Source organism: Streptomyces sp. CA-142005 (genome assembly GCF_050942335.1).
Lineage (GTDB): Bacteria > Actinomycetota > Actinomycetes > Streptomycetales > Streptomycetaceae > Streptomyces.
Genome location: NZ_CP192078.1, coordinates 9121000 through 9143062, shown reverse-complemented (window position 1 = coordinate 9143062; position 22063 = coordinate 9121000). Strand labels below are relative to the sequence as shown.

Below are 22063 nucleotides of genomic sequence, written 5' to 3'. Positions count from 1 at the left end.
CCCGCCCGCACCCTTACCGGTGCCACGGTCCCGCCACCAACTGCCTTGCAGTGAGCGGCTGTCGGCCAGGGGCCGTCACCGTCCTCACTCCGCGAGGGTCACCCGGATGCCGACCGTTCCGTCCAGTCCGCGCCGCAGCCGGCTGCCCAGGAGGGTGAGGCGGCCGACAATGCCGTACTTGCGGGCGATCAGGTCCCGGTAGTGGGCGGTGGTGGCGGCGTCGGTGATCTCCGCGGTGGCCGGGACCTGGTCGCCGGTGGGGTTGCCGCGCAGGTCGCAGGGGCCCACGAGGACGTCGGAGCGGCGGCGGATCCGCTTGACCTTGAAGCTGTCGGCGGCCGTCCAGACGCCGAGGGTGTCACCGTCGCGGACCACCCACACCGGGGTGGCGACCGGGGTGCCGTTCTTGCGGTGGCTGGTCACCAGCAGGTACTTGCCGGAGCCGAGCCGGTCCAGCCGCTTGTCGTCCATGCACGGCAGTGTAGGCGCCGCGCTGCTCGGCGGACCGGCTCGGTCACGCGCTCCTGCGGCCCGGCCGGTCACCGCAGGGCCGCCGCCATGCGCCGTATCCCCTCGGTGAGGATGTCGGGTGAGGTCGCCAGGTTCAGCCGCACATGCCCCGCGCCGCCGGAGCCGAAGGGCAGGCCGGAGCTGAGGGCGACCCGGCCGCGGTCGAGGAAGACCTGCGCGGGATCGTCGCCGAGACCGAGCGCGCGGCAGTCGAGCCAGGCCAGATAGGTCGCCTCGGCGGGGTGCAGGCGGATCGCGGGCAGGTGCTCGGCGAGCAGGCCGGCGAGCAGGCTCCGGTTGGTCTCCAGCCCGGCGAGCAGCGCGTCCAGCCAGCCGGTGGCCTCGCGCAGCGCGGCGGTGTGGGCGATGACACCGACATGGCTGGGGCCGTGGCCGACCTCCTCGGGGAGCCGGTCGAGGTCGGTGGCGGCCTTGGGCCCGGCGAGGGCGAGGGCGGCTTTGAGGCCGGCCAGGTTCCAGCCCTTGGAGGCCGACATCAGGGACAGGCCGCGTTCGGCGCCCGGCACGCTCAGGTATGGCACGAAGGGGACGCCGGGGGCGACGAGCGGGGCGTGGATCTCGTCCGCGACGACCCGGACGCCGTACCGCTCGGCGAGGGCGGCGACGGCGGCCAGTTCGTCGGCGGTGTGCACGGTTCCGGTGGGATTGTGCGGGCTGCACAGCAGGAAGGCGGCGCGGCCGGTCGCGGCGGCCGCCTGCCGGAACGCCTCCTCCAGAGCGGCCGGGTCGATCCGCAGACCGGCGCCGAGCGGGGCTTCGACCACCCTGCGGTCCATGTGCGCGACGAACTGGAAGAACGGCGGATACACCGGCGGATTGACGACCACCGGATCGCCGGGCCCGGTGACCAGTCTGATCATCTCGACCACACCGAGCATCACGTCCGGAACGATCGCGGTGCGCTCGACGGCGATCCCGTCCCAGTTCCAGCGTTGTGCGGCGAACGCGGCCAGCGCCTCGGCGTAGGCGGTGCCGGCGGGGTACCCGGTGTCGCCGAGGGCGAGCGCGTCGGTCACGGCCCGGACGACCGGTCCGGCGAGGGATACGTCCATCTCGGCCACCCACAGCGGCAGCACGTCCTCGGAGTAGGTGCGCCATTTCATGCTCGTACGGCGGCGCAGCTGGTCCAGGCCGAGGGCGCGCAGCGGGCCGGGTTCGCCGGGGGTGGCGTGCGGGATGCTCGTCATGGGGCTCACGATAGGAGCCCCTGCGGAGCGCGGGAACGACCGGAACGACCGGGAGGCGAGCGGAGATCAACTCGGGCGTCTAGATTGCGTCTTGAACGGTGTACCCCTCGTCCGGCAACTCATCCGTACCCAGGAGCTGACCCACGTGACCGACAACCCGGCAGCCACCGACGACGTGGCCGTGTCGCTGCGTGCCCGCATCAACACCAGCCAGCCGCACACCGCCCGGATCTGGAACTACTGGCTCGGCGGCAAGGACAACTACGAGGTCGACCGCGCGGCCGGCGACCAGATACGCCAACTGCATCCCGGCATCGGGGAGTACGCGCGTGCCGACCGGCTGTTCCTGGGCCGTGCGGTGCGTCACCTGGTCGGCGAGGTGGGCATCCGGCAGTTCCTGGACGTCGGCACCGGGCTGCCCACCGCGGACAACACGCACGAGGTCGCCCAGCGGATCGCGCCGGAGTCGCGGATCGTGTACGTCGACAACGACCCGCTGGTGCTGGCACACGCGCGTGCCCTGCTGACGAGCACGCCCGAGGGCCGTACCGACTATCTGGACGAGGACCTGCGCAATGTCGACGCGATCTGCGAACACGCGGCGAAGACGCTGGACTTCAGCGAGCCGGTGGCGCTGATGCTGCTCGGCGTGATCATCTTCATCGGCGACGACGAGGACCCGTACGGGCTGGTACGGCGGTTGACGGACCGGTTGCCGGCGGGCAGCCATCTGGTGCTGTCGCACACCGTCACCCACCCGGCGATGCCGGACGTGGACGAGGCGGTGAAGTTCTGGAACGAGCACGGCACGCCGAAGCTGACCCAGCGCACTCCCGAGGACGTGGCCCGGTTCTTCGACGGTCTCGAGCTGCTGGAGCCCGGTGTCGTGTCCTGCTCGCGCTGGCGCCCGCAGGACACGGACGGCACCGAGCCTGAGGAGGTCGCGATGTTCGGCGGGGTGGCCCGCAAGAACTGAGCACGGGCGAAGGGATCCGGAAAGCGCTGAGTGCGGGCGAGAGGGATCCGGGAAGCACTGAGCACAGGTGAAAGGGATCCCTCAAGCGCCCGGCGCGGACGGGGAGATCCCTCAGGCACCCAACGCGGGCACTGGGGATCTCCGCAAGCACCAGCCGGGCAAGCCGGAACCCGCAAGCACCCAGCACGGGCAAGGGGAACCCGCACGCACGCAGCACGGGCGAGAGGCAGTTCCCCAGAGCGCCGCGCGGCCCGTAGGGCTGCCGCGGGAGCCGGGTCCGGGCGGCGGTTTCGCTTCTGCCGGTGAACGCCCGGGCCGTGGGCCGCGTATGGAGGTGCGGGCCCTCGACGACCCGAGGGCTCCGCGCCGCCGGCACGGGCGGCGCGCGTTCGGTTCGGCTTCGGGAGCCCTGCATGCGGCACGCACGACGACGGATCGTCAGGCGGGTGACACGCCTGGCGGCGGTCGGCGGACTCCTCCTGGGCGGCGCGATGGTCGCCCAGGCGGCCATGGCGAGCGAGACACCGCCGGCCGCCACCAGACCGCTCGCCTCCGCGTCCGGCGCATCGGGCGCCGGGAACACGGGGGCCGCGCTGGTGACGCGGCTCGGCACGGCGCGGACGGCGGGCAACTGGATCGGCGCCGACGGGCGGCCGGTCGTGGCGGTGACCGACGAGGCGGCGGCACGGGAGGTGCGGCGCGCGGGCGCCGAGGCCAAGGTCGTCTCGCACAGCATGAACGAGCTCAAGTCGGCGACGGCGGTGCTGAGTTCGGCGCCGCGCGTGGCGGGCACCGCGTGGGCGGTGGACTACCGGACCAACCGGGTCGTGGTGAGCGCGGACAGCACGGTGTCCGCGGCCGACTGGGCAGGCATGACCCGAGTGGCCGCGAAGGCGGGGAGCTTCGTGCGGATGGAGCGCACGAAGGGCACCTTCACCACACGGCTGAACGGCGCGCAGCCGATCCTGTCCACCGGCGGGCGCTGCTCGGCCGGGTTCAACGTGACCAACGGGCAGAGCGACTTCGTTCTCACGGCCGGTCACTGCGGTCCTACGGGGTCCATCTGGTTCGCCGACAACCAGGGGAATCAGCAGCTCGGCCGGACGGTGGCCGGCACCTTCCCGGGCAACGACTTCTCGCTCGTGCAGTACGCCTCCGGCAGGGCCGGTGACGGCGCCGACGTCGTCGCGATCGGCGGCGGCAACGGGGTGCGGATCACGGGCGTCGCCGATGCGGCGGTGGGGCAGCGCGTGTTCCGCAGCGGCAGCACCAGTGGACTGCACGACGGGACGGTCACCGCGCTGAACGCGACCGTCAACTACCCCGAGGGGACGGTCACCGGGCTGATCCAGACCGATGTGTGTGCCGAGCCCGGCGACAGCGGCGGCCCGCTGTTCTCCGACGGAATCGCGCTCGGTGTGACCTCGGGCGGCAGCGGTGACTGCACGGCGGGCGGGACGACGTTCTTCCAGCCGGTGACGCGGGCGCTGGCGGCGCTGAACGTGAAGCTCATCGTGTCGGCGCAGAACGCCGGAGGTGCCACCGGCAAAGCGTCCCCCGCGCCGTCCGCCTCCGCCGCGCAGGGCGCGGTGGCGCCGAGCGCGGCCTCGCCGGGTTCCTCGGCGCCGGTGACGGGCGCGCAGGGCCAGACGCTGCTGGCACGGCTGACGGACACCCGGAACATCGGTCCCGGGCTGCTGGTCATCGCGGGCAGTCTGATCGCGCTGGTCGCGACCCGCTACATCCGGGCCGAACAGGACCGCAAGGCCTATCAGCGGTACTACTCGGCGACCTGGGGCTGACGCGCCGAGCCGGGCCGGCGCGGGCGACATGCGAAGGGCACCCGTGCGCTCACGGGTGCCCTGGTGGATACGGTGCGGTCCGCGCGGGGCGGTCAGGCCGCCCGCTGCGACCGCGGGGTCGCGGCGGCCCACTCCATCACGAGGCGCTGGTACTCCGCGCGCTGCTCGGTGGTCAGTGTCCCGCCCGACCGGCGCCACAGGGCCCTGATCTCCTCGTTGACCTCCGCGGCCGAGCGCTCGGGGGCGGCTTCAACAGTGGTGGACATGCTGTGAAGCATATGCCGATCGAGGTGAAGGCGCTGTGAGTAAGTACACCCGAGACGGACAATCCGGACGTGGTGCTCATCACGTCAATGTGTCAAGCCTGCGGCGGGAGTTCACACCGGGCCCTCACCCAGTACCAGCACCTGGATCGCCAGCACCGCGGCGCCGCGTGCCCAGTCGTGGAAGTCGGACACCTTCGTCTCCAGGTCGACCGGGTCGGCCAGCGGATGCCGGTGGGCGCCGATCGTGTCGCGGACCGTGTTCCCGGCCACATCCATCAGGCCGACGCCCTCTCCGGCGAGGAGGATCTTCTGCGGCATCGCGAAGTTGGCGATCTGTGCGACCAGGGTGCCGAGGGCCCGGGCGGCCTCGTCGATCACCCGGAAGGCCATGGGCTCGCCCGCGGCGGCACCGGCGAGGATCTCCTCGTAGGTGGTGTCACGGCCGGTGGCGGCGCGGATCTGGTACTCGATGCCGGGGATGGTGAGCAGGGACACGGCGCTGCCGCGGGCGCCGGCCGGGGTGAGCGGGCCGTTCGGGTCGATGATCCAGTGATGGCCGAAGCCGTGGCCGTCCTCCGCGAACGGTACGCGCCGGCCGCCGAGCACCAGCCCGTAGCCGATCCCCGCGCCGATGGTCAGGACGGCGAAGCGGTCGAGCCCGCGGCCCGCGCCGAACCAGGTCTCGGCCTCGACCAGGGCGGCCACGTCGTTCTCCACGACGACCGGGAGTCCGGTGCGCTCCTGGACCAGTGCCCCGAGCGGCACGTCCCGCCAGCCGAGGAACGGCGACTCGGCGACCACCGCGCGCTCGCGCACCAGGCCGCCCGCGCCGATGCCGATGCCCGCGGGGGCGGGGTGCCCCTCGGCCAGGGCGGCCGCCATCTCCGAGAGCAGCGCGGCGACGGCGTCCGGGTCGTGCGTGGTGAGCGGCCGGTCGAGCCGCCCGGTCACCTCACTGCGCAGGGTGGTGACGACGCCGTAGACCATGTCCTCGGTGATCTTGAAGCCGAGGAAGGAGCGGGCGTCGGCCACGACGTCGAGCGGCTGGGACGGGCGGCCCTGACGCGCCTGGGCCGGGCCGGCCGTCTCGGGGGCCTCGGCGAGCAGCCCGGACTCCAGGAGCGGCTTGGTCAGCCGGGTGAGACTGCCCTGGGAGAGCCCGAGGCGCCGGGCCAGCTCGGTGCGGGACAGCGGCCCGTGCACGAGCACTTCGATCGCCACGGTGCGCTCCGCGGGGCTCAGCGGCAGCCAGCTGGTCATGGACCCGACCCTCGTTTTCTTCTGACTCAGAAGTAATCAGCCCCATCTTAACGGGCGGGACGCGCACCAAGGAAGCCACGGCCCACCTCTTGACGGCTGGATTCTTCCGCGTCAAAAGTAAACGGCATGACTTTCTCTCTCGGCATCGTCGGCGCCGGACAGTTCTCCGGTCAGTTCGCCGCCTTGTTCCAGGCCCATCCCGGTGTCCGTGACGTCTACGTCACCGACCTGCTGCCCGAGCGGGCCGAGCGGCTCGTCGCCGCGCAGGGTCTCGCCGGCACCTTTCCGTCGTACGAGGCCATGCTGGAGTCGCCGGCGGTCGACGCCGTCGCGATCTTCACCCAGCGCTGGACGCACGGCCCGCTGGTCCTGCAGGGCCTCGGTGCCGGCAAGCACGTCTACTCCGCGGTCCCCATGGCGATCACCACGGACGAGATATCGGCGATCATCGACGCGGTACGGGCGACCGGGCTGACGTACATGATGGGTGAGACCAGCCAGTACAACCCGGCGACCGTGCACGCCCGCAACCAGATCGCCGAGGGTGCCTTCGGCCGGCTGTTCTACGCCGAGGGCGACTACGTCCACGACATGGACCTCGGCTTCTACGAGGCGTACCAGTACAGCGGCGGTGAGAACTGGAAGACGACGGCCAGCTATCCGCCGCTGCTGTACCCGACGCACTCGGTGGGCGGGGTGCTCGGCGCCTGGCAGACGCACGCGGTGAGCGTGTCGGCGATCGGGGTGCGAGACGATCGCGGCGACGGCGTCTTCGATCGTTCGGTCAGCCAGTTCGACAACGACGTGTCCAACGCGACCGCGCTGTTCGAGGTGGCGGGCGGCGGATCGTTCCGTACGAACGAGTTCCGGCGGGTCGGCTACCCCTCGCACATCCGCGAGTCCCGGTTCCGGTTCTTCGGCACGGAGGCCAGCATGGAGCAGCTGGCGACGGTGGCGCTGTGGCAGGACAAGAACGGGGTGAAGGACATCAGCGAACTGCTGGAGCCCAAGCCGACGCTGGCCCCCGACGATCCGTCCCTGGCGCACATCGCGCCCGAGCTGCGGGCGGCCTTCACCTCCGGTTCGGCGCCGGTGCACGACCGGTCCAGGCTGCCCCGGGAGTTCGACCAGCTGCACAACGGCCACGAGGGCAGCCACCACTTCCTCGCGGACGACTTCGTCACGGCGGTCAACACCCGCTCGCTGCCGTCGGTCAACGCATGGGTGGCCGCCCGCTACACCCTGCCGGGCATCGTCGCGCACGAGTCCGCGCGGCAGGGCGGGGTCCGGCTTCCGATCCCCGACTTCGGGGACGCGCCGGAGGTGTGACGGTCCGGGCGGCGACGGCTCGAGGGCCGCTCAGGTGCCCGGCTTGCGGCCGTAGACGAAGACGTCGTCGCCCGTCTTCAGCAGCGACCAGTACGACTTGGCGTCCTTGGTCGTCATGTTGACGCAGCCGTGCGAACCCGGCGGGTTCCACATGCTCAGGTTGACCGAGTGGAAGGCCTGGCCGCCGTCGAAGAACTGGCTGTAGGGCATCGGCACGTTGTAGATGGTCGAGACGTGGTCGATGTCCCGCCAGTAGATCTTCTTCAGGCCGGTGCGGGTGGTGTAGCCCTTGCGGCCGGTGCGCACGGGGACCGGTCCGTAGACGAGCTTGTTGCCGTCCTGGATCCAGCTCAGCTGGAGCGTGAGGTTCACGCAGGCGATCCGGCCCTTGTTCACCGGGCACTTGCCGTCCTTGTTGGGGTTCTTCCCGACGGCCTTCTGCTTGTTCATCAGGTCCATCACGCCCCAGGTGACGGGGCCGGCGTAGCCGATGTCGGGCGTGATGCCGTGCTTGTCCTGGAATGCCTTGATGGCCTTGCAGTCGGAGGCGGACTGCCTGCCGTCGACCGGCAGGCCGAGGAACTTCTCCACCTGCTTCTGGTACGGCCCCGTCTGCGTGGTGCAGCTCGCGGCCTGGGCCGGTGCCGCGGTGAAGGCGAGCGTGAGCGGCGCCACCAGTCCCGTGACGCCCAGCGCGACGACACCTCGTCTGCGTGTGTCCCCCATGTGCGACCTCTTCTCCCCATCTCGCCCAGGGCCTGCCCCGGGTGCTCCCCTGCGCGATTCCCGCGATGTCGGACTACTAGACCTCTGCGGGGGGTTGGAGGGTTGTGGTTCCGGTCAGTCTGTGACGAAACGGTGAACTTCCCCGCCGCGCAGCCGTCACGCGCCACCCTGCGCACGGACGGGGAGCGCTCCACTGCCCGGGCGTCAGCGCCTCGAAAAGACCGGCCGGTTCTCGACGCCCGGCGGCGATGGCGGCGGCCCCCGGCCGGGTCTCCCCGTCGTCCCTGTGCACGACCCGCGGGCACGCGGCAGGGTGGCCCTGGCCCGGTGGGCGGAGCGGCCGAGGAGGTTGGCGGTTCCCCGCGCCTCTTCAGGGGCCCTCATCCCCCACCCCGGCCCAGTCCAGTTCCCCGCGATTGGACCGGGTCGGCGGCCTCCCCGTCCCTCTACGCTGCCCCCATGCACCCCACCCTCGCCGGCGATCTCTCCCGGCTCCCCGAGCTGCTCCAGTCCGCCCGGGACGTCGCCGTCGGTGCGGCGGCGGGGCTGGCCGAGCGGCCGGTGGCCGTGTCCGGACCGGCGCCCGCGTCGGAACCGCTTCCGGAGGACGGCGCGGGCGCGGACGCGGCGCTCGCGCGGTTCGCCGAGCGGTGGGCGCCCGGGTTCTCCGGCTCGGCCGGCCCGCGCTATCTCGGCTTCGTCACCGGTGGTGCCACCCCCGCCTCGGTCGCCGGGGACTGGCTGACCTCCGCGTTCGACCAGAACCTGTCCGGGGCGGGCGGTTCCTGGGCGCAGGAGCTGGAGCGCGAGACGGTGGCCTGGCTGCGCGAGCTGTTCGGGCTGGACGAGGCGCACAGCGGGGCCTTCGTGACGGGGGCCACGGCCTCCAACACGGTCGGTCTGGCGATCGGCCGGGAGTGGCTCGGCGAACGGCTCGGTGTGGACGTCTCGCGGGAGGGCGCGGCGGCGCTCGGCCCGGTCGAGGTGCTCTCCGGCAGCCCGCACTCCAGCGTGACCAAGGCGATGTCCGTGCTGGGCATCGGCCGGGATCGGCTGCGGAAGGTGCCGCTGCTGCCCGGCAATCGGGAGGCCGTGGACGTGGCCGCGCTGGAGTCGGCCCTCGCGGAGCTGCACGGCCGGCCGGCGATCGTGGTCGCGAACGCGGGCACCGTGAACACCGTCGACTTCGACGATCTGCGGGCGATCGCCGCGCTGAAGCAGCGCTACGACTTCTGGCTGCACGTCGATGCCGCGTTCGGCGGTTTCGCCGCGCTCTCCCCCGAGTACGAGGCGCTGGTCGACGGTCTCGACGCGGCCGACTCGGTCTGCGTGGACCTGCACAAGTGGCTCAACGTCCCCTACGACGCGGCCGTGCAGTTCACCCGGCGCCGCGACCTTCAGGTGAGGGTGTTCCACAACGCCTCCCCCTATCTCGGCCTGCCCACCGGCGAGCCGGACTTCCTGCATCTGACGCCGGAGAACTCCCGCCGGCTGCGCGCCCTGCCGGCGTGGTTCTCGCTGGTGGCCTACGGACGCGCGGGGCACCGGGAGATCGTGGAACGGAACGTGGCCCTGGCCCGCCGGCTCGGCGCGGGCATCGACGCGCTGCCGGGCCTTCGCCTGCTGGCACCGGTCCGGCTGAACGTCGTGTGCTTCACCCTCGCCGTGGACCCCGCGCAGGCTCGGGTCGACGCGCTCGCCCGGGCGGTCGCCGCGTCCGGGGAGGCGTATGTGACGCCGACCGTGTACGGCGGGGTGCCCGGGCTGCGGGCCGCTCTCAGCAACTGGCGCACCACCGAGGCCGACACCGAGCGGGTGCTTCAGGTGCTGGCGGCGGCCTCGGGCTGACGGTTCGGGCGTGCTCAGGGGCGCCGTACGGCCATGTGGAAGCCGGTGTTCACCGCGGTGAGTCCGCCGTCGACCACCAGGGTGGTGCCGGTGATCCAGGCGGCGTCGTGGGAGGCGAGGAAGGCGACCGCGGCGGCGATGTCCTCGGGTTCGCCGACCCGGCCGAGCGGGTAGAACGGGCGGAGCGCGGCGAGTTCGTCGTCGCGCCCCTCCCACGCCGAGGTGCGGACCGTGCCCGGCACCACGAGGTTCACCCGCACGCCCCGGGGTGCCGCGTGCCCGGCGAGGGTGCGGGTGAGCGAGCCGAGGCCGGCCTTGGCGGCGCTGTAGGCGTGGTTGCCGAAGTCCTGCAAGCCGTTGACGGAGCCGATGCCGACGATCGCGCCGCGTCCGGAGGCGGCGAGGTGGGGCAGGGCGGCGCGGCAGCAACGGTAGGCGCCGGTGAGGGTGACGTCGAGGTCCAGGGCCCATGCCTCGTCGGGGTCGTCCTCGAAGAGCGGGACGTCCGGGGTGCAGTGGGCGGCGCAGTTGACCAGTACGTCGAGCGAGCCGAACGCGGCGACGGCGTGGGCGACGGCCGCCTCCACCGAGGCGCGGTCGGCGATGTCGCACGCCAACGCCTCGGCGGCAAGGCCCTGTTGGCGCAGGGCGGTGGCGGTCCGCTCGGCCTCGGGCAGGTCCTGGTCGGTGACCAGGACCTGCCCGCCCTCCTCGGCGAGCCGTCTCGCGACGGCGGCCCCGATGCCGCGGGCCGCGCCTGTGACGAGAACCCCGTGTCCTGCGAAGCGGGTGTGATCAGTCATGCGGTGACCGTACGGCCCGGCGGGTGTCCCTTCACCGGTATCCGGTGACGTCGGCCGGCTTGCCCGCGTCCTGCACCTCGACCAGGTACCGCCAGGCGTCGGGCCGGCTGCCGTCGAGGTCGGTGAAGCCGTACTCCCGGGCGAGGTGGCCGCTGGAGAGCGACTGCCCGTTGAAGCGGGCCACGCCGGGGTCGGCCGCCAGGGCGGCGACGGCCCGGCCGACGTAGCGCGGGGTCTCGGAGATGGCGAAGTGCGGTTCGCGGTCCAGCGCGTCACGCCAGTTGTCCTCGCGGACGCCGTACGCGTCGAGCATCATCTCCGAGCGCAGCCAGCCCGGGGTCAGGGCGACGGCGGTGGCGCCGCGCGGGCCGAGTTCGTGACCGAGGGCGAAGGCCATGCGCAGCACGGAGGCCTTGGCGAGGTCGTAGAAGAGGTTCACGCGGTAGGTGTCGCGGTTGTAGTCGGCGGTGCCGTCGGTCATCTCCACGACCAGGCCGCCGGGATGGCGCAGCAGGAGCGGCAGCGCGAAGTGGCTGGTGATCGCGTGTGTCTCCACCCCGAGTCGGAGCAGCCGGAGCCCGCCCGCGAGGTCGTGCTCCCAGACCGGTGTGTCCCACTCGAAGAGTTTCTCGCCGCCCCAGATGTCGTTGACGAGGAGGTGGAGGCGGCCCTGTTCGCGGTCGATGCGCTCCACCAGGGCGCGTACGGCGGACGGGTCCAGGTGGTCGGCGGCGACGGCGATGCCGGTGCCGCCGGCCGCGGTGACGAGGTCGGCGGTGTCCTCGATGGTCTCGGGGCGGCCGTACTCCGAGCGGCGCTCGCGTGTGCTGCGGCCGGTGACGTAGACGGTGGCACCGGCCGCGCCGAGTTCCACGGCGATGCCCCGTCCGGCGCCCCGGGTCGCCCCCGCGACCAGTGCCACCTTGTCCTGCAGCGGTCCTGACATGTCCGGCCTCCCGTGTGCGGTGACTGCTGTCGCCGTCCACTGTCACGGGAAAGCCGGACACCTTCTGTCGGTGTTGCCGGCGCGGTGTCAGTGTCCGCGCCTGATCCACTCGTCCAGGTGCGGAGCCTCGGCGCCGATGGTGGTGGAGTCGCCGTGGCCGGTGAGGACCTTGGTCTCGGGCGGGAGGGTGAGGAGCTTGTCGCGGATGGAGTCGATGATCGTCGGGAAGTGCGAGTACGTGCGTCCGGTGGCGCCCGGGCCGCCCTGGAACAGGGTGTCCCCGGTGAAGACGGTGCCGAGCGCGGGGTCGTACAGGCAGACGGCGCCGGGGGCGTGGCCCGGGGTGTGGATCACGGTCAGGTCGGCGCCGGCCGCCTCGATGACCTGGCCGTCGAGGAGGTGCCGGTCGGGGTCGCGGTGCGGGTGGGTCGTCTTCCACAGCGGCAGGTCGTCCGGGTGCAGCCAGATGGTGGCGCCGGTCAGGTCGGCGAGTGCCGGCGCGGCGTTGATGTGGTCGTTGTGGGCGTGGGTGCACACGATGGCGATCAGGTGCCGGTCGTCGACGGCGCGGGCGATGGCCTCGGCGTCGTGGGCGGCGTCGATCACGATCACCTCCCGCTCGTCGCCGACGATCCACACGTTGTTCTCGACGTCCCAGGTGCCGCCGTCGAGGGTGAACTGCCCAGAGGTGACGAGGCGTTCGATGCGTACGGTCATCAGAAGACCACCACCGAGCGCAGTACGTCGCCGCCGTGCATCCGCTCGAACGCCTTCTCGACCTCGTCCAGTCGGATCGTCTCGGTGACGAACGCGTCGAGCGGCAGCCGGCCCTGGAGGTGCAGGTCGATCAGCATGGGGAAGTCACGCGAGGGCAGGCAGTCGCCGTACCAGCTCGACTTCAGGGCGCCGCCGCGGCCGAAGACGTCCAGCAGGGGCAGTTCGAGCTTCATCTCGGGCGTGGGCACGCCGACGAGGACGACGGTGCCGGCGAGGTCGCGGGCGTAGAAGGCCTGCTGGTACGTCTCCGGGCGGCCGACGGCCTCGATGACGACGTCGGCGCCGAAGCCGCCGGTCAGCTCGCGGATCGCCGCGACCAGGTCGGTCTCCTTGGAGTTGACGGTGTGGGTGGCGCCCAGGGTCCGGGCCTTGTCCAGCTTGCGGTGGTCGATGTCGACGGCGATGATCTTCGCCGCGCCGGCGAGGTTCGCCCCCGCGATGGCCGCGTCGCCGACTCCGCCGCACCCGATGACCGCGACGGAGTCGCCGCGGCCGACGCCGCCCGTGTTGATGGCGGCGTCGATACCGGCCATGACCCCGCAGCCCAGCAGGCCGGCGACCGCCGGGGAGACGGCCGGGTCGACCTTGGTGCACTGACCGGCGGCGACGAGCGTCTTCTCGGCGAACGCGCCGATGCCCAGCGCCGGCGAGAGCTCCGTGCCGTCGGTGAGGGTCATCTTCTGCTTGGCGTTGTGCGTGTCGAAGCAGTACCAGGGGCGGCCGCGCAGACAGGCCCGGCACTGCCCGCACACCGCACGCCAGTTGAGGACGACGAAGTCGCCGGGCGCCACATCGCTCACGCCCTCGCCGACCGACTCCACCACACCGGCGGCCTCATGGCCGAGGAGGAAGGGGAAGTCGTCCGAGATGCCACCCTGCTTGTAGTGCAGGTCGGTATGGCAGACACCGCAGGCCTGGACGCGCACCACGGCTTCGCCGGGGCCCGGGTCCGGCACCACGATCGTCTCGACCCGTACGGGCTCGTCCTTCCCCGGTGCGATCACGCCGCGCACTTCCTGCGCCATGGTCTGGCCCCTTCCTCGAATGCCTTCGGTGCCGACCCTACGCGCGACCGATCGGTAGCGGGGCGGACGCCTCGCCGGACGCGCCCCATGCGAACGGCGGGTATCCCCTGTAAGAAATGACTCGCTCTCGGGTAAGAATTTGACCGAATGACGTCATTCCATGATGGCAATCTTTTTGCAGGGTGCATGAGTTCGCCTGGTGTGTGTGTCGGCCCGGGCGTGCCTCAATGGGGGCATGCCCATCGAAGGCCGCAATGGACTCATCGCATTCCTTTTCTCGGCCGGCGCCGCGCCCCGGCCCGGAACAGGACGGGAACTCGGGGATGCGTTCCCGGTGTTCGCCGACGCGCTGGACGACATCTGCGGGCGCCTCGATCCGTATCTCGAACTCCCGCTTAAATCCGTGATGTTCGCGGACGACGGCACGCGTACGGCCGCACTGCTGGAGCGGGAGCCGTTCGCCGGGCCCGCGGTCTTCGCGCTCCAGGTGGCGCAGTACCGGTTGCTGAGCAGCTGGGGCATCCTGCCGGACGTGGTGTTCGGACAGGCGGCCGGGCGGATGGCCGCCGCGTATGCCGCGGGCGTCTTCTCACTGGCGGACGCCTGCCACGCGGCCGGCACCCTGGCCCGGCTGCTGGGCGGCCGGGCGGGCCCGGAGCCGCACTCGGCGCGCCCGGACGGCGTCCTCGACGCCTACGGCCGCACCCTCGCCACCCTCCACCCGTGCGCGCCGCGCCTCCCCCTGGTGTCCGACGTCACCGCCCGGCCGGTGGGCGCGGAGACCGCCGAGCCGGAGTTCTGGGTGCGGCGCGCACCGCTGCGCTTCGCGGAAGCGGTCGGCCGGCTGCACCGCGACGGCGTCCGCACCTGGCTGGAACTGGGCCCGGGTGACCGGCTCACCCGCCTGCTCCCGCAATGCCTCCCTGACCACCACCCGAACGGTACGGCCTCGGCATCCGCACTGACCCGCGACTGGGCGGCACTGCGGCCCGGGCCGAGCACCGGCTCCGGGGCCGCACAGCGCTGAGGGCCGCCCCGCCGAGAACGGCCCCCGCGCACCTGCCCCGCGCCCTCGCGTCCGCACCGCTACGACGTCCGCACCCCGCTGGAGCCGGGCCCGGGTGACCGGCTCACCCGCCTGCTCCCGCAATGCCTCCCTGACCGCCCCGGGCGCTACGGCCTCGGCATTCGCACTGTCCCGCGACTGGGCGGCACTGCGGTCCGGGCCGAGCACCGGACCGGGGCCGCACAGCGCTGAGGGCCGCCCCGCCGAGAACGGCCCCCGCGCACCTGCCCCGCGCCCTCGCGTCCGCACCGCTACGACGTCCGCACCCGGCTGGAGCCGGGCCCGGGTGACCGGCTCACCAGACGGCTCCCGCAATGCCTCCCTGACCGCCCCGGGCGCTACGGCCTCGGCATCCGCACTGACCCGCGACTGGGCGGCACTGCGGTCGGGGCCGAGCACCGGATCCGGGGCCGCACAGCGCTGAGGGCCGCCCCGCCGGAAGCGGCCCCCGCGCACCTGCCGCGCGCCCTCGGGTCCGCGTCGCTCAGGCCTGGACGGCCGGCAGCAGGCCCGTCACGGGCGCCACGAGGTCGGTGAGCTGGTGCAGTTCGTTCAGCCGGTTCAGCTCGCTGACCTGGTTCAGCCCGCGCACCTGCTCGGAGACCCGGGGGACCTGCGCCTTGTGCGCGGCGGGGATGTCGCTGACGGTGAGCGAGTCGAGCATGGTCATGGGGTTGATCTGCCCGGTGTGCGGTGCGCTCTCGCCGGCCGCGTTCGCCAGCGGTGCGGCAAGGCCCGTGACCCCCGCGGCGAGGCCGAGGACGGCGACGATACGTCGTGTTGAGATCATGCTCTCAGCAACGGTTCCGAATCCCCTCCGGACACGGGCGGCGGCCCTCGCTCACTCGTGAGGCGGAGCCCGCCGTCTGCGCTTGCCGAGTCCGCCGGGCCGGGGGAGCCTCGAAGGGTGGGGGTCCGTGCGGTCCGCGCCCCGCCGGGCCGCGGGCGCCCGAAGGAGGTCACCCATGGGCACCGCGACAGGTTCCGCCTTCGACATCGAGACGCTGCGCCGGGGTATAGAAGGGAACACGGGGAACACCCTTCTGTCGCTCTACGCCGACGACGCGGAGATCCGTATCGTCGACCGCAACAACCAGCCCAGCCACCCCACCGTCCTGCGCGGGCGGGGTCAGATCGCCGAGTTGCTGGACGACATCTACAGCCGCGACATGACCCACAAGCTCGACCGGTGCGTCGTGCAGGGCGATCACGCCGCGTTCAGCGAGTCCTGCCAGTACGGGGACGGCACCCGCGTTCTCGCCGAGTCGATGATCACGTTGCGCGACGGGAAGATAGCCGACCAGTTGATCATCCAGGCGTGGGACGAGTAGGCACACCCCGGCATGACGGGCGCCGGAAGGAGCTTCGCGACGGTCCGGGTCACCTCACGGCTGACCTGGACCTTCTCGGCGCGGGCGAGCCTGGGGCGGCTGCCCCGGCTCGCCCTCGACGGTCACGACCAGCTTCCGCAGCAGGTCCGCCAGTGTGCGCCGTTCTGTTTCGGTCAGCGCTGAGAGCAGCGCGTCTTCGCCCGCGTCCTCCGCTGCCGCGTGCGCTTCGAACGCCGCGTGGCCGGCCTCGGTGAGCCGGACCCGCACGCGCCGGCGGTCACCGCTCTCCTGAGTACGCGTGATCAGCCCGGCCTCCTCGATCGGCCCCAGCCGGGCGGAGAGGGCACCGCGGGTCAGGCCCAGCCGCTCGGCGAGCCCCGAGGGACCGCACTCGTACGGCGGCCCGGATCTGCGCAGCATCAACAGCACCTTGTACTGCCAGTACTTCAGACCGTCGGCGTCCAGCACCTCCCGGCGGGCCTGCGCCGTGTGCCGGGCCAGGATCATCAGCCGGGCGGCGATGGCCTCCCGCACCGGGTCCAGCCACTCCAGCTCGCGTGCCCAGACGGCCACATGCCGGTCCACCGAGTCCTGCACCTCTGCCTCCCGCAGTAGTTTTCTTGTGGATCATTTTTCGGATAACTACTTTGCCGCGCATGACACAGACCGCACACGCCTTTGTCGATGTCGAGCAACTCATCGCCGCGCCAAGGGAATTGAGCACCGCAGGCCGCTGGCAGCGCGCCGCGCTGCTGCTCGGTTCGGTCACCGTGGACGATCCCGCCGACCACGCGAGGATCGTCCGGGCGCATGCCGAAGTCGCCCTGGAACGAGACTGGTTCGCCGGAACGGACACCGCGGCCGCCCGGATCGAGGCCGCCGAAGGAGAGTTCCCGGACGGTGACTGGGACACCGGCTTCCTCCGGCTCAGGCACACCTATGTCCGGCTGCTCCACGCCGACGGCACCCCGCGCCAGGGCCCGGCGGGCAAGGACCCCGAGGCGCTCGCCGCCCTGCGCGACCGGGCGCGCGACCTGTACGACGAGGCTCCGGACGAGGTGCGCCGGGGCTGGGCGGCGATGTACCGCGGGCTGATCGCGGACAACCACTTCGCCGACGCCCCGGCCGCCGCCGGACACTACGCGCAGGCACTGCGCGCCGGGGAGGGCGGCGCCGACGATCTGCTGGCCCGCGAGGCGCTGCGGCATCTCGGAGGGCACGACCACGACTCCGGCGAGCACGAGCGGGCCCGGGAGCGCTGGGGCCGGGCCACGGCGCTGGGCGCCCGGGCCGGCGCGGTACCCGGCACCCTCTCCCAGCAGTTGCTGCTGGCGGTCCTGGCCCGGGACACGGGCGACGAGGCGGGCGCCACGGCGCTGGCCACCGAACTGGCCCGCTGGGCACGGGCCATCGGCGCCGAGCGGCTGCATGCGGGGACGACCGCGTTTCTCGCCGGGGCCGGCCCCATGCCGTCGGTCCCCGCGGACGGCGACTGAGGGGCGTACGGCTGCTCGGTTACGCTGTGCCCGGCCGTGACTGGCGCCGAGGTGGAGTACCACCGGGGAAGCGGCCCGTGGTGGCCGCCGCGCGCCTGGGCGAGAGAGTCGATCGAGCTCAGGAGTGTGCAGCATGACCCAGGCCCGCCTCATGGACGGCACCGCGCCGTGTCTCGCGACTGTCCTGGTCGGCGAGGACCCGGCGTCCGTGACCTACGTCCGCATGAAGCAGAACCGCTGCCGCAAGGCCGGCGTCCTCTCCCGGCACGTGGCCCTGCCCGCCACCACGACCACCGATGAACTGGTGGGCAGCTGCGCGAGTTGTCGGCCGATCCGGCGGTGCACGGCGTCCTGCTCCAGCACCCGGTCGGCGACCACATCGACGAGCGCGCCGCGTTCGAGGCGATCGCGCCGGAGAAGGACGTGGACGGCGTCACCCTCGCCTCTTCGCCACGATGAGCTTCGGCCTGCCGGGCTTCGTGTCCTGCACGCCCGGCGGCATCCTGCGGCTGCTGGACGAGTACGGCGTCGACCCCGCCGGATGAGCGTGCCTGCGCGCGAGCGAAGCCCGGCCGACCTGTCGGGGGCGGTACGCGAGGCGGACATCGTGGTCGCCGCCGTGGGCCGGCCGCGGCTGATCCGCGGCCAGGACATCAAGCCCGGCGCCGCCGTGATCGACGCGGGCTACAACCCGGGCAACGTCGGCGACGTCGACTTCGACTCCGTCGTGGAACGGGCCTCCCTGATCACGCCGGTGCCGGGAGGTGTCGGCCCGATGACGATCGCCACGCTGCTGGAGCAGACCGTGGAGGCCGCGCCCGGCAGCCCGGCGCGTAGAGATCGGCGCCCGCGGGGGTCAGCGCATCCAGGCGCTGTAGTCCATCACGTCCCCGGCCTTCACCCCGTACCGGGGGTCGTCCCGGGTGAAGGTGGTCTCGAGACCGAGGACGGCGCCGGTGCGCGGATCGAGGATCAGCATGCGCCGCGCGCCCGGGGCGTCGTACGTGTACGCCTGTCCCGGCCGCCCGAGCCGGTCCGTCACCTGCCCGGCGGGGCGCAGGCCCTTGGCGTCCGCGAGGGTCCGCACCAGCGCGGCGGACTCCCGGGCACCGAGTGTCCAGTGGTCCAGCAACTCCTGGACGGAGTCCAGGAGTTCGGATGTGGTCAGGGTGCCGGGGCCGGGGCCGGGGCGGGCCGTCTCGGCGAGGTAGGCCCGCAGGGCGGCCGGCTCGTGCGGGGGGCGCGCCTCGGGCGGGGCGTCGCTCCAGCTCGGCGGGTAGTCGGTCCGGCTCAGTACCTGTCCGTCCGCCACCAGGTGGGGCGCGGCGCCCTCGTCGGTGAGGACCGGGCGGCCCGGGTGGCGCGGATCGGTCGCCACGACGAGTTCGGTGTGGCTGTCGTCCGCGTGCCACCGCACGACGCGCTCCTCGGGGAGGGTCACCGGCGGCCCGTCGTCGCTCATGCCGAGGCTCCAGGACTGCACATGGGTGCCCTTGTGCAGGCCCGGCGAACCGTCCGTGGCGGCCGCGGCGGCCAGTCGGGCCATCCGGTCCAGCGGTACGGCCGTGGACTGGGCGCGGACAGCGAGCGGGCGTGGCGCGGCGACGGCGGGCTGGCCGCTCGGGCCGCCGAGCAACGCGGTGAGCGCGGTGGCCAGCACGACGGCGGTGGCGGCGAGGCCCCACCACAGCCGGGCGCGCGGAGTGCGGAGCCGGGCGGGCCGGCGTTCGTCCCCGGCCAGCAACAGCTCCAGCCTCCGCTCGGCATGGTGGTCGAGCGGACCGTCGCCGAAGTACGGGCCATGTGCCGGCACCGGGTTGGCACGGCGCAGGAGGTCGAGTTCGTCAGGCATGGCGGGGGTCCTTGCGCAGGGGTACGCCGACGGAAACAGCGGAAGCGGAAAACGACGAGCGCCGGCCGGGTGCGTGCTCCCCGGCGGCTGAGTCATCACCGGTACGGGACGGAGAGGCCGAGGGTGTGCCTTCCCCGCTCACCTCCGCCGACGCGCCGTCCGCCGCTCCCGGACACGCAGGGCGATCAGGGAGCGGCACGCCCTCCGGCGCCTCGGGACGCGTGCGCTGCCCGGGCGGTGTCGCCGCCGCCGGCGCTGCCGGGCGCAGGCGGTCTATCTCGGCTCGCAGCCGGCGGCGGGCGCGGTGCAGGCGCATCGTCGCCGCGCGTCTGCCGCAGCCCAGGACGACCGCGATCTGCCCGGCGTCGAGCTCCTCCCAGGCCGCGAGGCGCAGTACTTCCTGGTCGGCCGGGGAGAGCCGGTCCAGGGCCTCGTGCACCCAGGCGCCGGCCGTCTCCGCGTCCGGACTGTCCACGACGTGCCGGCCGTGCGCGGCCTCGTCGTTGCCCAGCCGGTCCACCAGCCGGCGCCGGCGCCCGTAGCCGCGTACCGCGTTCGCCAGGCAGTTGCGGGCCACCCCGTACAGCCAGGGCAGCGGCGCGTCCGGCAGGTCGCGCCGGCGCCGCCAGGCGGTCGTGAACACCTCCGCCACCACTTCCTCCACCTCGTCGGCCCGTCCGTGCAGTCGCCGCGCGACATAGCGGCTGACCGCCCAGTAGTGCTCGCGGTAGGCAGCGGCGAAGATCTCGTCGTTGCTCATGTTCCGTTCGTGTCCGGCACCGCCCGGATCGTCACACCCTTCTTCCGTGATGCTTCTCGCGTCGTCCGAGTGTGACCCGTGGGCCGGGCGCGGACACAGGCGGGGCGTGAAGAGGATCAGAGACTTCAGGGGCAGCAGGGCCGTGCGGTGGATCACCAGCACCGATCACAAGACGATCGGAACGCTCTATTTGGTCACCGCGTTCGCGTTCTTCCTGATCGGCGGTGTGATGGCGCTGCTCATGCGCACCGAGCTGGCCCGGCCGGGCCTGCAGATCATGTCGAACGAGCAGTTCAACCAGGCGTTCACGATGCACGGCACGATCATGCTGCTGATGTTCGCGACGCCGCTGTTCGCCGGCTTCGCGAACTGGATCATGCCGCTGCAGATCGGCGCGCCCGACGTGGCGTTCCCGCGGCTGAACATGTTCGCCTACTGGCTGTACCTGTTCGGCTCGACCATCGCGGTGGGCGGCTTCCTCACCCCGGACGGCGCGGCCGACTTCGGCTGGTTCGCCTACTCGCCGCTGTCGGACGCCGTCCGCTCCCCGGGCGTCGGCGCCGACATGTGGATCATGGGTCTGGCCTTCTCCGGCTTCGGCACCATCCTCGGTGCGGTCAACTTCATCACCACGATCATCTGCATGCGCGCCCCGGGCATGACCATGTTCCGCATGCCGATCTTCGTGTGGAACGTGCTGCTGACCGCCGTGCTGGTCCTGCTGGCCTTCCCGGTCCTGGCGGCCGCGCTGTTCGCCCTGGAGGCGGACCGCAAGTTCGGCGCGCACGTCTTCGACGCCACCAACGGCGGCGCCCTGCTGTGGCAACACCTCTTCTGGTTCTTCGGCCATCCAGAGGTGTACATCATCGCCCTGCCGTTCTTCGGCATCATCTCCGAAGTGATCCCGGTGTTCTCCCGCAAGCCGATGTTCGGCTACATGGGCCTGATCGCCGCGACCATCTCCATCGCCGGTCTGTCCGTGACCGTGTGGGCCCACCACATGTACGTCACCGGCGGCGTGCTGCTGCCGTTCTTCTCCTTCATGACGTTCCTGATCGCGGTGCCGACCGGGGTGAAGTTCTTCAACTGGATCGGCACCATGTGGCAGGGCAGTCTCTCCTTCGAGACGCCGATGCTGTGGGTGATGGGCTTCCTGGTCACGTTCGTGTTCGGCGGGCTGACCGGCGTCATGCTCGCCTCGCCGCCGATCGACTTCGCCACCTCCGACACGTACTTCGTGGTGGCCCACTTCCACTACGTCATCTTCGGCACGGTCGTGTTCGCCATGTTCGCCGGCTTCCACTTCTGGTGGCCGAAGATGACCGGCAAGATGCTGGACGAGCGCCTCGGCAAGGTCACGTTCTGGACGCTGTTCGTCGGCTTCCACGGCACCTTCCTGGTCCAGCACTGGCTGGGCACGAACGGGATGCAGCGCCGGATTCCCGACTACCTCGCGGCCGAGGGGCTCACCACCCTCAACACGGTCTCGACGATCTTCTCGTTCCTGCTCGGCTCCTCGATGCTCCCGTTCTTCTACAACGTGTGGAAGACGGCCAAGTACGGCGAGCGGGTCGAGAGCGACGACCCCTGGGGCTACGGCCGTTCGCTGGAGTGGGCGACGTCCTGCCCGCCGCCGCGGCACAACTTCCTCGCCCTGCCGCGGATCCGCAGCGAATCCCCGGCGTTCGACCTGCACCACCCCGAGACCGCCGAAGCGGCAAGGGAGTTGAGCGCACGATGACGGCGCCGGAAGAGCGAGCTCTCGTCCGGGAGATCGAGGGCCATCTCCTGCTCGCCGCCGCACGGCAGGAGGGCCGTACGGCGGCGGTGCGCACCGCGTCCCGGCTGGGCTGGCTCACCGATGTCCAACGAGAGGCGTTGGAGCGGGAGTTCGAGGCGGAGTACCTGGCCCTGTCCCGCCGGTCGTGGCAGCGCACGGCCGACCGCGCCGAGGAACTGCGGCGGACGTACGAGACGCGCTACCGGGCGCTGCGGCAGCGCCTGCTGGCGTGTCTGCTGCTGGGATGCGCGGTGCTCGCGGCGGCGGGCCTGCTGATGGTGTCCGCCGCGGCGTAGGGGCCG

The 22063-nt window shown here is 72.2% G+C and carries 21 protein-coding genes, 2 pseudogenes and 1 riboswitch; of the genes and pseudogenes, 10 read left to right on the top strand and 13 right to left on the bottom strand.

The genetic code is table 11. The annotated features are described in order from the left end of the window. Window positions 1–84 precede the first annotated feature (84 nt). Both ACQPXS_RS42190 and ACQPXS_RS42185 read right to left on the bottom strand, forming a co-directional pair. Window positions 85–471, bottom strand: coding sequence for a PPOX class F420-dependent oxidoreductase (locus ACQPXS_RS42190; protein ID WP_433454782.1), 387 nt, complete (start codon window positions 469–471; stop codon window positions 85–87). Window positions 472–539: 68 nt separating this feature from the next. Beyond that, window positions 540–1718 (bottom strand): MalY/PatB family protein, encoded by a 1179-nt coding sequence (locus ACQPXS_RS42185; RefSeq protein WP_433454781.1) that lies wholly within the window; start codon window positions 1716–1718, stop codon window positions 540–542. Window positions 1719–1863: 145 nt separating this feature from the next. Here ACQPXS_RS42185 and ACQPXS_RS42180 point away from each other — a divergent pair, with 145 nt between their 5' ends. Next, window positions 1864–2694: an SAM-dependent methyltransferase gene (locus tag ACQPXS_RS42180; RefSeq protein ID WP_433456189.1), complete on the top strand. Its 831-nt coding sequence runs from the start codon at window positions 1864–1866 to the stop codon at window positions 2692–2694. Between the two features lie 413 nt (window positions 2695–3107). After that, window positions 3108–4496, top strand: a complete 1389-nt coding sequence (locus ACQPXS_RS42175) for a S1 family peptidase (RefSeq protein WP_433454780.1) — start codon at window positions 3108–3110, stop codon at window positions 4494–4496. A 92-nt stretch (window positions 4497–4588) separates the two neighbouring features. On the opposite strand, the gene ACQPXS_RS42170 is transcribed toward ACQPXS_RS42175, so the two are convergent. Together ACQPXS_RS42170 and ACQPXS_RS42165 are read right to left on the bottom strand one after the other, a co-directional pair. Further along, window positions 4589–4774, bottom strand: coding sequence for a hypothetical protein (locus tag ACQPXS_RS42170; RefSeq protein WP_153537178.1), 186 nt, complete (start codon window positions 4772–4774; stop codon window positions 4589–4591). Between the two features lie 99 nt (window positions 4775–4873). After that, window positions 4874–6022: an ROK family protein gene (locus tag ACQPXS_RS42165; protein WP_433454779.1), complete on the bottom strand. Its 1149-nt coding sequence runs from the start codon at window positions 6020–6022 to the stop codon at window positions 4874–4876. Between the two features lie 126 nt (window positions 6023–6148). On the opposite strand from ACQPXS_RS42165, the gene ACQPXS_RS42160 reads away from it, so the two are divergent. Continuing rightward, a complete protein-coding gene (locus ACQPXS_RS42160; protein ID WP_433454778.1) occupies window positions 6149–7351 on the top strand; it encodes a Gfo/Idh/MocA family protein in 1203 nt (400 codons plus the stop codon). A 30-nt stretch (window positions 7352–7381) separates the two neighbouring features. Here the strand turns inward: ACQPXS_RS42160 and ACQPXS_RS42155 are convergent, their stop codons facing one another. Continuing rightward, the gene (locus ACQPXS_RS42155) at window positions 7382–8077 is read right to left on the bottom strand and encodes a L,D-transpeptidase family protein (RefSeq protein WP_356315135.1); all 696 of its coding nucleotides are present in this window, start codon (window positions 8075–8077) and stop codon (window positions 7382–7384) included. Window positions 8078–8536: 459 nt separating this feature from the next. On the opposite strand from ACQPXS_RS42155, the gene ACQPXS_RS42150 reads away from it, so the two are divergent. Further along, window positions 8537–9925: a pyridoxal phosphate-dependent decarboxylase family protein gene (locus ACQPXS_RS42150; protein WP_433454777.1), complete on the top strand. Its 1389-nt coding sequence runs from the start codon at window positions 8537–8539 to the stop codon at window positions 9923–9925. A 14-nt stretch (window positions 9926–9939) separates the two neighbouring features. On the opposite strand, the gene ACQPXS_RS42145 is transcribed toward ACQPXS_RS42150, so the two are convergent. From ACQPXS_RS42145 to ACQPXS_RS42130, 4 genes are all read right to left on the bottom strand, one after another. Continuing rightward, the gene (locus tag ACQPXS_RS42145; RefSeq protein WP_433454776.1) at window positions 9940–10728 is read right to left on the bottom strand and encodes an SDR family NAD(P)-dependent oxidoreductase; all 789 of its coding nucleotides are present in this window, start codon (window positions 10726–10728) and stop codon (window positions 9940–9942) included. A gap of 31 nt (window positions 10729–10759) precedes the next feature. Then, on the bottom strand, window positions 10760–11674 hold the full coding sequence (locus ACQPXS_RS42140) for an SDR family oxidoreductase (protein ID WP_433454775.1): 915 nt from the start codon (window positions 11672–11674) through the stop codon (window positions 10760–10762). 87 nt (window positions 11675–11761) lie between these two features. Next, window positions 11762–12391: an MBL fold metallo-hydrolase gene (locus ACQPXS_RS42135; RefSeq protein WP_433454774.1), complete on the bottom strand. Its 630-nt coding sequence runs from the start codon at window positions 12389–12391 to the stop codon at window positions 11762–11764. Then, complete coding sequence (locus ACQPXS_RS42130; RefSeq protein ID WP_433454773.1) at window positions 12391–13476, bottom strand: S-(hydroxymethyl)mycothiol dehydrogenase; 1086 nt, start codon at window positions 13474–13476, stop codon at window positions 12391–12393. Before ACQPXS_RS42130 ends, ACQPXS_RS42135 begins: the two co-directional genes overlap by 1 nt. Window positions 13477–13711: 235 nt before the next feature. Here ACQPXS_RS42130 and ACQPXS_RS42125 point away from each other — a divergent pair, with 235 nt between their 5' ends. After that, a complete protein-coding gene (locus ACQPXS_RS42125; RefSeq protein WP_433454772.1) occupies window positions 13712–14503 on the top strand; it encodes an acyltransferase domain-containing protein in 792 nt (263 codons plus the stop codon). A 523-nt stretch (window positions 14504–15026) separates the two neighbouring features. Here the strand turns inward: ACQPXS_RS42125 and ACQPXS_RS42120 are convergent. Continuing rightward, on the bottom strand, window positions 15027–15332 hold the full coding sequence (locus ACQPXS_RS42120) for a hypothetical protein (RefSeq protein WP_433454771.1): 306 nt from the start codon (window positions 15330–15332) through the stop codon (window positions 15027–15029). Between the two features lie 175 nt (window positions 15333–15507). Between ACQPXS_RS42120 and ACQPXS_RS42115 the strand changes: the two genes are divergently transcribed. Beyond that, window positions 15508–15873: a nuclear transport factor 2 family protein gene (locus tag ACQPXS_RS42115; protein ID WP_365331319.1), complete on the top strand. Its 366-nt coding sequence runs from the start codon at window positions 15508–15510 to the stop codon at window positions 15871–15873. 54 nt (window positions 15874–15927) lie between these two features. On the opposite strand, the gene ACQPXS_RS42110 is transcribed toward ACQPXS_RS42115, so the two are convergent. Continuing rightward, window positions 15928–16470 carry a MarR family winged helix-turn-helix transcriptional regulator gene (locus ACQPXS_RS42110; RefSeq protein ID WP_433454770.1) on the bottom strand — a complete coding sequence of 181 codons (543 nt, stop codon included), beginning with the start codon at window positions 16468–16470 and terminating at the stop codon, window positions 15928–15930. Between the two features lie 59 nt (window positions 16471–16529). Here ACQPXS_RS42110 and ACQPXS_RS42105 point away from each other — a divergent pair, with 59 nt between their 5' ends. Both ACQPXS_RS42105 and ACQPXS_RS42100 read left to right on the top strand, forming a co-directional pair. Further along, on the top strand, window positions 16530–17369 hold the full coding sequence (locus ACQPXS_RS42105) for a hypothetical protein (protein ID WP_433454769.1): 840 nt from the start codon (window positions 16530–16532) through the stop codon (window positions 17367–17369). A 26-nt stretch (window positions 17370–17395) separates the two neighbouring features. Next, window positions 17396–17477: riboswitch (ZMP/ZTP riboswitch) on the top strand. A gap of 25 nt (window positions 17478–17502) precedes the next feature. Next, a pseudogene (locus tag ACQPXS_RS42100) lies at window positions 17503–18186 on the top strand (bifunctional 5,10-methylenetetrahydrofolate dehydrogenase/5,10-methenyltetrahydrofolate cyclohydrolase); the annotation flags it as partial. Between the two features lie 39 nt (window positions 18187–18225). Here the strand turns inward: ACQPXS_RS42100 and ACQPXS_RS42095 are convergent. Then, window positions 18226–19221 (bottom strand): CU044_5270 family protein, encoded by a 996-nt coding sequence (locus ACQPXS_RS42095; protein WP_433454768.1) that lies wholly within the window; start codon window positions 19219–19221, stop codon window positions 18226–18228. Between the two features lie 247 nt (window positions 19222–19468). Beyond that, window positions 19469–19981 (bottom strand): annotated as a pseudogene (locus ACQPXS_RS42090) (RNA polymerase sigma factor); the annotation flags it as partial. A 106-nt stretch (window positions 19982–20087) separates the two neighbouring features. On the opposite strand from ACQPXS_RS42090, the gene ctaD reads away from it, so the two are divergent. Beyond that, window positions 20088–21722, top strand: coding sequence for an aa3-type cytochrome oxidase subunit I (gene ctaD, locus ACQPXS_RS42085; protein WP_433454767.1), 1635 nt, complete (start codon window positions 20088–20090; stop codon window positions 21720–21722). After that, window positions 21719–22057: a hypothetical protein gene (locus ACQPXS_RS42080; RefSeq protein ID WP_433454766.1), complete on the top strand. Its 339-nt coding sequence runs from the start codon at window positions 21719–21721 to the stop codon at window positions 22055–22057. The genes ctaD and ACQPXS_RS42080 overlap by 4 nt, the downstream gene beginning before the upstream one ends. Window positions 22058–22063 lie beyond the last annotated feature (6 nt).

Excerpts from the sequence above, each read along its gene's own strand:
- ACQPXS_RS42190 (WP_433454782.1), bottom strand. The coding sequence starts at position 471 with ATGGACGACAAGCGGCTGGACCGGCTCGGCTCCGGCAAGTACCTGCTG.
- ACQPXS_RS42185 (WP_433454781.1), bottom strand. The coding sequence starts at position 1,718 with ATGACGAGCATCCCGCACGCCACCCCCGGCGAACCCGGCCCGCTGCGC.
- ACQPXS_RS42175 (WP_433454780.1), top strand. The coding sequence starts at position 3,108 with ATGCGGCACGCACGACGACGGATCGTCAGGCGGGTGACACGCCTGGCG.
- ACQPXS_RS42170 (WP_153537178.1), bottom strand. The coding sequence starts at position 4,774 with ATGCTTCACAGCATGTCCACCACTGTTGAAGCCGCCCCCGAGCGCTCG.
- ACQPXS_RS42165 (WP_433454779.1), bottom strand. The coding sequence starts at position 6,022 with ATGACCAGCTGGCTGCCGCTGAGCCCCGCGGAGCGCACCGTGGCGATC.
- ACQPXS_RS42160 (WP_433454778.1), top strand. The coding sequence starts at position 6,149 with ATGACTTTCTCTCTCGGCATCGTCGGCGCCGGACAGTTCTCCGGTCAG.
- ACQPXS_RS42155 (WP_356315135.1), bottom strand. The coding sequence starts at position 8,077 with ATGGGGGACACACGCAGACGAGGTGTCGTCGCGCTGGGCGTCACGGGA.
- ACQPXS_RS42150 (WP_433454777.1), top strand. The coding sequence starts at position 8,537 with ATGCACCCCACCCTCGCCGGCGATCTCTCCCGGCTCCCCGAGCTGCTC.
- ACQPXS_RS42145 (WP_433454776.1), bottom strand. The coding sequence starts at position 10,728 with ATGACTGATCACACCCGCTTCGCAGGACACGGGGTTCTCGTCACAGGC.
- ACQPXS_RS42140 (WP_433454775.1), bottom strand. The coding sequence starts at position 11,674 with ATGTCAGGACCGCTGCAGGACAAGGTGGCACTGGTCGCGGGGGCGACC.
- ACQPXS_RS42135 (WP_433454774.1), bottom strand. The coding sequence starts at position 12,391 with ATGACCGTACGCATCGAACGCCTCGTCACCTCTGGGCAGTTCACCCTC.
- ACQPXS_RS42130 (WP_433454773.1), bottom strand. The coding sequence starts at position 13,476 with ATGGCGCAGGAAGTGCGCGGCGTGATCGCACCGGGGAAGGACGAGCCC.
- ACQPXS_RS42125 (WP_433454772.1), top strand. The coding sequence starts at position 13,712 with ATGCCCATCGAAGGCCGCAATGGACTCATCGCATTCCTTTTCTCGGCC.
- ACQPXS_RS42120 (WP_433454771.1), bottom strand. The coding sequence starts at position 15,332 with ATGATCTCAACACGACGTATCGTCGCCGTCCTCGGCCTCGCCGCGGGG.
- ACQPXS_RS42115 (WP_365331319.1), top strand. The coding sequence starts at position 15,508 with ATGGGCACCGCGACAGGTTCCGCCTTCGACATCGAGACGCTGCGCCGG.
- ACQPXS_RS42105 (WP_433454769.1), top strand. The coding sequence starts at position 16,530 with ATGACACAGACCGCACACGCCTTTGTCGATGTCGAGCAACTCATCGCC.
- ACQPXS_RS42095 (WP_433454768.1), bottom strand. The coding sequence starts at position 19,221 with ATGCCTGACGAACTCGACCTCCTGCGCCGTGCCAACCCGGTGCCGGCA.
- ACQPXS_RS42080 (WP_433454766.1), top strand. The coding sequence starts at position 21,719 with ATGACGGCGCCGGAAGAGCGAGCTCTCGTCCGGGAGATCGAGGGCCAT.